The organism is Prosthecobacter sp., assembly GCF_046154365.1.
Taxonomy (GTDB): domain Bacteria; phylum Verrucomicrobiota; class Verrucomicrobiia; order Verrucomicrobiales; family Verrucomicrobiaceae; genus Prosthecobacter.
The window spans coordinates 1-8,254 of record NZ_JBJXFV010000194.1; the positions used below are offsets into that span (position 1 = coordinate 1).

Consider the following 8,254-nt stretch of genomic DNA (forward strand, 5'->3'; position numbering starts at 1 on the left):
GGGGATACGCGCGACGCGCCAATTCGCTCCGCGGCGTTGCCGTGCGCCGGGGATGTTTCCCCCGGGGCGCCGGAACCGGCGGGCCGGGCGCCCGCGCCACCCGAAGCATCCGCAATCTTGAACCACACCTCCGCTCCCTCGCTGCGGCCAATCCAGTTTCGCTGGTGAATCTTGATGCTCTCGGGCCAGTCGAGGCCGTCAAGTTCATCAATGAGCCGCTGCGCATACGCGGTGATCCGCAGCATCCACTGGCGCATCGGGCGGCGCTCGACGGGAAAACCGCCGACTTCGCTCTTGCCATCCACGACTTCTTCATTGGCGAGCACGGTGCCGAGTTCCGGGCACCAGTTCACCGGAGCAGACGAAACATAAGCGAGACGGCGATGGTCGATCTCGTCGCGGCTGAGGCCCTGCGCTTCGAGTTCGGCGATGGGACGGGCTTTGCCATCTTCATTCACATACGAGTTGTAGAGCTTCAGGAAGATCCACTGCGTCCATTTGAAGTAGCCGGGGTCGGTGGTGTTCACCTCGCGATCCCAGTCGTAGGCGAAACCGAGGCGCTTCAACTGGCCGCGGAAGCCTTCGATGTTCTTCTCCGTCGTCGCACGCGGATGCTGCCCGGTTTTGATGGCATATTGCTCCGCAGGCAGACCAAAGGCGTCCCAGCCCATCGGATGCAGCACGTTGAAGCCGGACATCTTCTTGAAACGACCGATGATGTCCGTGGCGGTATAACCTTCCGGGTGCCCCACATGCAGCCCTGCGCCGCTGGGATAAGGGAACATGTCGAGCACGAAGTACTTCGGCTTCGAGGCATCGAAATCGGCATCACCGGGGTTCGGCGTGCGGAAGGCCTTCTTGGCCTCCCACACGTCCTGCCACTTCGGTTCAAACTCGGAAAAAGGAAAGGCTTTGCGCTGCTCGCTGCTCATAGGGGCGCGAAGGATGGCGCAGAGGAGCGCGGACGCAACTACGGAGCGCGAGTATGGCGAAGCCAACTGGCCACTTTAGAAGGGGCGTTGTGATCATTTCGTTGCCGCATGGTCGTGCGACGCGGCAGGAAAGTGAGGCGAGTAGAATACTCGCGCTCCCAGCCTACTTGAACAGCTTCGAGCCCGCCTTGAGGTGCGCTTCGTGCTCCAGCATGCGGAGTTCCACACGCTCGCGGATGGTGCGCTCGCCGATGCCGTCGTGTTTGGTGGCGACGAGGGCTTTGAGCAGGTCGATCATCGACTTTAAATCGTCCATCATGACAAACTCGGGAGCGATCTGACGGGCGTCGTTGAGGTTGTGATAGTTGCCGAGTGGAATGGAGATGCCCGCGCTGCGGACTCCCGCGGCCTGGGTGGCGGTGGCCTCGCAGGCTCCAGCATCAAGCAAGCAACGCTGCACGCGGATACCCTGCTCTTTGGCGGTGGTCATCAAGACGGCCATGGCTTCGTTGTCGAAGATGGAAACGCGATCGCCGACACGCAAAATCGGGCCACCACCCATGACGGCACCATTGACCGGCCGACTGGTTTCGAGGGAAAGGAACACGCTGTCTTTGCCGAACGGCCAGTTCTGGGCGAGCTGCCAGGCTCCGAGCCAGCCGACCTCCTCCGCACGCGTGAAGGCCGCATGCACCGTGGTATGAATGTTCAGGCGGGCGAGTTCGAGGAAAGTCATCACGATGGCGGAGCAGCCGATGATGTCGTCGCAAGCGGTGGCCTCAATGCGGGTGTTGGTGATGTTAACGGGGAAATTCCAAGTGGCGATCTGCCCCTTCACCTTGCGCAAGCCGCGTTTCACACCGGCATCGACCTCGGCCTTGCCCACGCCGCCAAGGAAATCCCACTCATCGCGCTTCGTGCTGCCGGGCGGCTTGACGAACGCCGGATGGTCCATGTGCGCACCGAGCACCCATGTGGGCTTGCTCTTGGACTTGCCGTTGCGGTAGGTGGCCAGCAGGTTGCCAAACTTGTCGCGCCGCAACTTCACATAGCGGCAGCCTTTGAGCAGGGCCTCGATCTCCGCACGCACATGGTACTCATGAAACGGCGCGGTCGGCTGCTTGAGGAGTCGTTTGAGAATGTTGTTGAGGTTGGGCGATGCCATGCGCCATCGTAACGCGATTTTCCCAAACACCAAACGCCACGTGAAGAAGCTCCGATATTTCTTTGAAACCGCCCTGCTTGAAACCGCCGCCTGGGTGCTGCCGCTCCTGCCACGCCGCCTGGTGATGGCCCTGTCACGCGGCATCGGGATATTGGCTTATCTGGGAGACAAACGCGGACGCAAAACAGCCCTGGATAATCTGCGCTGCGCGTTTGGCGACCGTTACACGCTGGCCGAGCGTCAACGCATCGCACGAGGTTCATATCAAAACTTTGCCCGCACGTTTCTCGATCTGTTCTGGTCGGCCAAGCTCACGGCGGATACCTGGCAGCGGCATTTCATCATCAACATCGCCGATCCCGCAGCCGAGGCGAAGGCGCGTAAAAATGGCGCGGTGTGGGTGACGCCGCATTTCGGCAACTTTGAGTTGATCAGCCAAGTCTGGGGCTTCCGCGGCTTTCCATTCACGGTGGTGGCACAGGATTTCAAGAACCCCGCCATCACACGTATCTTCAAGCGGCTGCGGGAGCAGTCAGGTCACACCTTCATTTCGCAGGACAATGCGATGATCAAACTCGTGAAGGCGCTCAAGCGTCAGGGGCACGCGGGATTGCTCACGGACCTGAACATCGCTCCAGGCCGGGCGGCGGCGGCGATTCAATGCTTTGGCCGGTGGACCTGTGTGCCAACGCTACACGTCGAACTCGCGAAGCGACTGGGACTTTCCATCATCACGGGTGTCTGCCGGCCGTTGCCCGATGGTCGCTATGAAGCCAACCTGTTCGAAGCGATCGAGCCGACGGCAGAAGATAACACACGCGAGATGACGCAACGTGTGTGGGATCACTTCGAGAAAGCCATCCGCGAGCATCCCGAATGCTGGCTGTGGATGTACAAACATTGGCGCTACCGGCCCGTCGGTGTTCCGGAAGCCCCGCATCCCGATTATCCATTCTATTCCAACTATTCCTGGGACCTAGTGGACATGATTCCAGAATCTTTGCGGCCGCAAAAGCAGCCACTACCGCCTGAGGGCCGAACCTGCTGAAAGACTTGGCCGTGCGTGCCAGTTTTTTCATTGCCCGTCGAGTCCCCCACTCGTAAATCACCCGCCTGCCAAAAAACACCCCAGCCAATGTCCATCCCCCATCTTCCCGCTCTTCGCAAAGGCCGTCCCTACGAGTCGCTCGACAAAGCTCAGGTCAAAGATCACAAATCCGGCGAAGTCTGCGCCGAAATCAGCCAGGTGAACGCTGGCATCGTGCGCAAAGACCTCGCGAAGATCGGCGAAGCACGGGCGACGTTGAAGAAGTTCACGGTGGAGCAGTTGATCGAGATCACCGCGAAAGCGGGCGAGCTATTTCTCAATGGCACGCTGCCGCTCGGTGACAAAGGTCACACGCAGACGCCGCAGGAGTACATCGCCACGCTGTCACGCACCAGCGGCCTGCCGCATGTGATGGTGAAGCGCAACATGGCCAAGCTGCACTTCGCACTAACGAACATGAAGATGATCCTCAACGGCCTCACCCGCGGCCTGGATCTCAGCGTCATTGATCGCGGCTTCGGCACGCAGTCCGGCTGCCCGGTGTCGTATTTCCCCACCACGAAGTCGCTGGGCCTCGTGATGCCGAGCAATTCACCCGCCGTGAACTCACTCTGGCTGCCAGCCATCGCGTTGAAGATCCCGGTCGTCATCAAACCAGGCCGCGAGGAGCCGTGGACGCCGTTTCGTTTGATTCAGGCCTTCATCGCCGCTGGCGCTCCGCCAGAAGCCTTTGGTTTCTATCCCACCGACCACGAAGGCAGCGGCGAAGTCGTCAAACTCAGCGGCCGCAACCTCGTCTTCGGCGATGTAGCGATGGCGAAGATGTATGAAGGCAATCCCGCCGTGCAGGTGCATGGCCCGGGCTGGAGCAAGATCATCATCGGTGCCGACAAGATCGAGAACTGGCGTGATTACCTTGATGTCATGGTCGCCTCGATCAGTGACAACGGCGGACGCTCCTGCATCAACGCCTCGGCGGTCATCGTGCCGAAGTATGGCAAAGAAATCGCCACCGCACTCGCTGAACGTCTCGGCCCAGTGATGCCTGCGGCCTCCGATGACGAAAACGCCCGCCTTGCCGGCTTTGCGAACGTGAAAATGGCCGACTACATCGACAGCGCGATCGACAACGACCTGCAAACACCCGGTGCGGAAGATGTGACCGCGCAGTTCCGCAATGGTCCGCGCAAAACTGAGTTCCAAGGCGGCACCTTCCTGCGCCCGACGATCATCTGGTGCTCCGACAACAAGCATCCGCTCGCCAATCGCGAATTCCTCTGCCCCTACGCCAGCGTGCTCGAAGTGCCGCAGAGCGAAGTGCTCGGCCGCATCGGTTACTCGCTCATCGTCACCGCCATCACGCAGGATCCCGCCTTCATCAACGACCTGCTCGAATGCGGCGACATCGACCGCCTCAACATCGGGCCGATCAGCACGATGAAGATCAGTTGGGATCAGCCACACGAAGGCAACATGTTCGAGTTCCTCTACAAGCGCCGCTCGATTGATTGCGCGTGAGAGAAAATTGCCTAGCATCCCGTCATGCCGCCACCACCCGCCACCCTTGAGCAGCCTGCAAAGGACCTCCCCATGCTGGAGTTTCCGCCGGACGAAGTGAAAGTCATTCACTGGCCTGATCCCGCCCCTTGGGGCGGCCTGCGCAAAGCGATGACCAAAGAAGACTTCGAGACTCGCGACTGGAACGAAGGCGAACTTGCCTGCACCTGGAAGTTTGAGTTCAACAACGGCTACGCGGAGGCGGGAGAAGAACGTATGAAAATGAAGGAAATCGGATTCATGGTTGGGCTGCCTGATGCCTTTCTGGCATCACCGCACGGCAAGCAGGGCAGCAGAATGTTCTTCGAAGTAGAGGTCTGGCTCACCAATTCTATGATGAGAAAGCCTGATTTCTGCGTCCTGACAGCCGATCAAATTCGTCAGGCCAAAGCAGGTCAGGAACCCATTCCGAAGTTCATGATCGAGGTCGTCTCCCCGAGCGATCAAAGTAACTACCACGACCAGAAGCTCATCGACTACTTCAAGGCCGGTGTAGAGGTTGTTTGGCATGTAAACCCCCGTCTGGAGATGGTTATCATCTATACCGCTCCTGGCGAAGGCGAGATCATGCACGGCGATGATGTCTGCACTGCCGCACCAGCCTTCCCCGAATTTCGAATCAAGGCATGCGATGTCTTCGCTGCTGCGAAGCTCTGATCGAAGCGCATGTCCCTCGCCCCCTTCGATCACCAGCCACGCACGCGCCTCATCTATGGCAACGGCACGCTGGCGCGTGTCGGAGAACTCGCCCGCGATCTGGGCGGCACGCGGGCGCTGGTGGTGAGCGATCCTGGGATTTTGAAGGCGGGCTATGTGGTGAAAGCGGTCGGTTTTCTCGTGGGCGCCGGATTGCAGGCACGGGTCTTTGGTGAAGTGCGCGAGAATCCGAGCACCGAGGACGTGGACCGCTGCGTGGCGGTGGCCCGCGATTTCAAAGCCGACCTCATCATCGGACTCGGCGGCGGCAGCAGCATGGATACGGCGAAGGGCTGCAACTTCATCCTCACCAACGGCGGCCGCATGCACGACTACTGGGGCGTGGGCAAGGCGACGAAGCCGATGCTGCCGCTCATCGCGATTCCGACCACCTCCGGCACCGGCAGCGAGTGCCAGAGCTTCGCGCTCATCTCCGATGCCGAAACGCATGTCAAAATGGCCTGCGGCGACTCCAAAGCCGCCGCGAAGGTCGCGATCCTCGATCCCGAGCTGACGTTGTCGCAACCGCAGCGTGTGACCGTCTGCACCGGCATTGATGCGCTGTCACATGCGCTGGAAACAGCCGTCACCAACAAGCGAAATGCGTTTTCGTCGCTGTATTCGCGCGAAGCCTTTCGTTTGTGCCACAGCGGCTTCAGCCGCGTGCTGCGCGATCCGCAGGACATCGAAGCACGCGGCCTGATGCTGCTCGGCGCGGCCTGCGCTGGCACCGCCATCGAGAACAGCATGCTCGGTGCCGCGCATTCGTGTGCGAACCCGCTGACCGCCAAGTTTAATGTCGTCCATGGCGAGGCCGTGGGCGTGATGCTGCCGCATGTGATTCGGTTCAACTCCCAGTTGCCCGAAATCGCCGCCGTCTATGAAAGCTACTTCGACGGCGACCTCGCCGACCGCGTGAGCGAACTGCTCTGGGAAGCCCGCATGCCGCGCCAGATCTCCGAGTATGGCGTGAAGGAAGAACATCTCCGCGATCTCGCCGAAATGGCCGCCAAGCAGTGGACCGCGCAGTTCAATCCGCGCGTGCCGAGCGTGGAAGATTTTGTCGAATTGTATCGTGCGGCGCTTTAAGCGTTGGGGACGTTCGCTTTTGCCGCAGAGAGGCGGACCTGCCCGCAGTGCTACAGCGTTGCAGGCGGGGGAGCAGAGATGGCAGAGATTTCTGATTCAAACTCTGCGTCCTCTGCCGCTTTGCCCCTTTGCGGCAAATCCGAGTTTCTTCCAGACATGCATTTATCCGTGAACATCCATGCCATCCGTGGTTAAGAGATGGCTGTGACTCCCACCGAACATCTCGATCAACTGCTGGCCCGACCAGAGCCGTTGCTGGCGCTGGCACCGATGCAGGATGTCACCGATCTGGCCTTCTGGCGGCTCATGGCACGCTATGGTGGGGCGGATGTGTATTACACGGAGTACTTCCGCGTGCATCCCGACTCGCATCTCGACAAGCCGATCCTGGCCTCCCTCATTCACAATCCCACGGGCAAGCCAGCCATCGCGCAGATGATCGGGAATGACATTCCATCGCTCGTGCGCAGCGCCAAGGAGTTGCAGCATTACAACATCGCAGCCGTGGATCTCAATCTCGGCTGCCCCGCACCCATCGTGTACAAGAAATGCGCCGGTGGCGGTCTGCTGCGCGATGTGCCGCGCATCGAGGGCATCCTCGGAGCGCTGCGCGCGGCGGTGTCGGTCAAGTTTACTGTAAAGACCCGTCTCGGCTTCGATGACACCGAAACCATCGACGCACTCGTGCCGTTGTTTGCGAAGCATGGCGTCGATCTCGTCACCATCCATGGCCGCACCGTCATGCAGATGTATCGCGATGGCGTGCGCTACGACTTGATCGGCACCGCCACCTCGAATCTCCCCTGCCCCGTGCTGGCCAACGGCAACATCGGCTCCCATCTCGATGCCGCCGCCGTCACACAACAAACCGGCGTGCGCGGCCTGATGCTCGGACGTGGTGCCATTCGCAATCCGTGGCTGTTTGAGCAAATTCGCCAGCACGTTCGCGGTGAAGCCGTCTTCCAGCCCACAGCAGCCGATCTGTTGACCTATGTGGCGGAATTGTATGAGACCGTGACGATGCCCAACACCCGCGAACTCGACCAAGTGAACCGCATCAAGAAGCACCTCAACTTCTTCGGCCCGGCGGTGGCCGATGCCGAGGGCTTCCTGAGCGAGATGCGTCGTTGCACGACGCGTGCGGGCCTGATGGACGTTTGCCGACGAAGCTTTTAGACGTGAAGGCGGCGGCGGCAGCGGGTGCCGTGATGCACGGAGCGCATGGTTGATATACCGCACGTCGTCACGATGGGTGAAAATGCATGAATCCCGCAGATTCAGAGAACCCACAGGATTGCATGAGTTTGAAAACAAATCTGTGGGTTCTCTGAATCTGTGGGAATAACTCAGTTTCCGGGTGTTCCCAAAACCACACGCAGTGTCTAGGTGAGTTCGATGGCCGGGGAATTTTGGTGCGTAAGCTCAGTCCCGGCGTGGTTTCCCAGCCCCAGGAGTCCACCACGCCGCCGGGGGCATTCGCTCCATTCGCATAGCCGGTGCTGGTCACGAACCCGGGTGGAAAAGCGGCCTGCTATGGCTACTACCGCTGCAAAGCCGCGCCCCACCATGCGGGCCGTTACAGATCACCCGAGGAGGGCAACTGCCATGAGAGCGCCACCACGCCAAAGCACGCACCATCGCGCTGAAGGAAGTCCACGGCCACGAAACCTCCAAGAGCGCGAAAAGAGCCATCAGCGCGCCCCCAACAGCGACCCCGCAGTCACCGCGCGCACGTTACACGTCCATCAAGAGCCATCACCGCGGTCC

Annotated in this window: 7 protein-coding genes; 5 read left to right on the top strand and 2 right to left on the bottom strand. The window is 60.3% G+C overall.

Features of this window, described 5'->3' with window-relative positions:
• Together ACKVY0_RS25280 and ACKVY0_RS25285 are read right to left on the bottom strand one after the other, a co-directional pair.
• Positions 1-932, bottom strand: a 932-nt coding sequence (locus tag ACKVY0_RS25280) for a class I tRNA ligase family protein (RefSeq protein WP_409217643.1), incomplete at its 3' end; no start/stop codon positions are given.
• A 163-nt stretch (positions 933-1,095) separates the two neighbouring features.
• On the bottom strand, positions 1,096-2,097 hold the full coding sequence (locus ACKVY0_RS25285; protein WP_409217644.1) for a M28 family peptidase: 1,002 nt from the start codon (positions 2,095-2,097) through the stop codon (positions 1,096-1,098).
• On the opposite strand from ACKVY0_RS25285, the gene ACKVY0_RS25290 reads away from it, so the two are divergent.
• From ACKVY0_RS25290 to ACKVY0_RS25310, 5 genes are all read left to right on the top strand, one after another.
• Positions 2,096-3,145, top strand: a complete 1,050-nt coding sequence (locus ACKVY0_RS25290) for a lysophospholipid acyltransferase family protein (RefSeq protein ID WP_409217645.1) — start codon at positions 2,096-2,098, stop codon at positions 3,143-3,145. The genes ACKVY0_RS25285 and ACKVY0_RS25290 overlap by 2 nt on opposite strands.
• An 87-nt stretch (positions 3,146-3,232) precedes the next feature.
• Positions 3,233-4,663, top strand: a complete 1,431-nt coding sequence (locus ACKVY0_RS25295; RefSeq protein WP_409217646.1) for an aldehyde dehydrogenase family protein — start codon at positions 3,233-3,235, stop codon at positions 4,661-4,663.
• Positions 4,664-4,687: 24 nt separating this feature from the next.
• On the top strand, positions 4,688-5,359 hold the full coding sequence (locus ACKVY0_RS25300; protein WP_409217647.1) for a Uma2 family endonuclease: 672 nt from the start codon (positions 4,688-4,690) through the stop codon (positions 5,357-5,359).
• Positions 5,360-5,368: 9 nt separating this feature from the next.
• On the top strand, positions 5,369-6,487 hold the full coding sequence (locus tag ACKVY0_RS25305) for an iron-containing alcohol dehydrogenase (RefSeq protein ID WP_409217648.1): 1,119 nt from the start codon (positions 5,369-5,371) through the stop codon (positions 6,485-6,487).
• A 204-nt stretch (positions 6,488-6,691) separates the two neighbouring features.
• The gene (locus tag ACKVY0_RS25310; RefSeq protein WP_409217649.1) at positions 6,692-7,663 is read left to right on the top strand and encodes a tRNA dihydrouridine synthase; all 972 of its coding nucleotides are present in this window, start codon (positions 6,692-6,694) and stop codon (positions 7,661-7,663) included.
• The last annotated feature ends 591 nt before the right edge of the window (positions 7,664-8,254 follow it).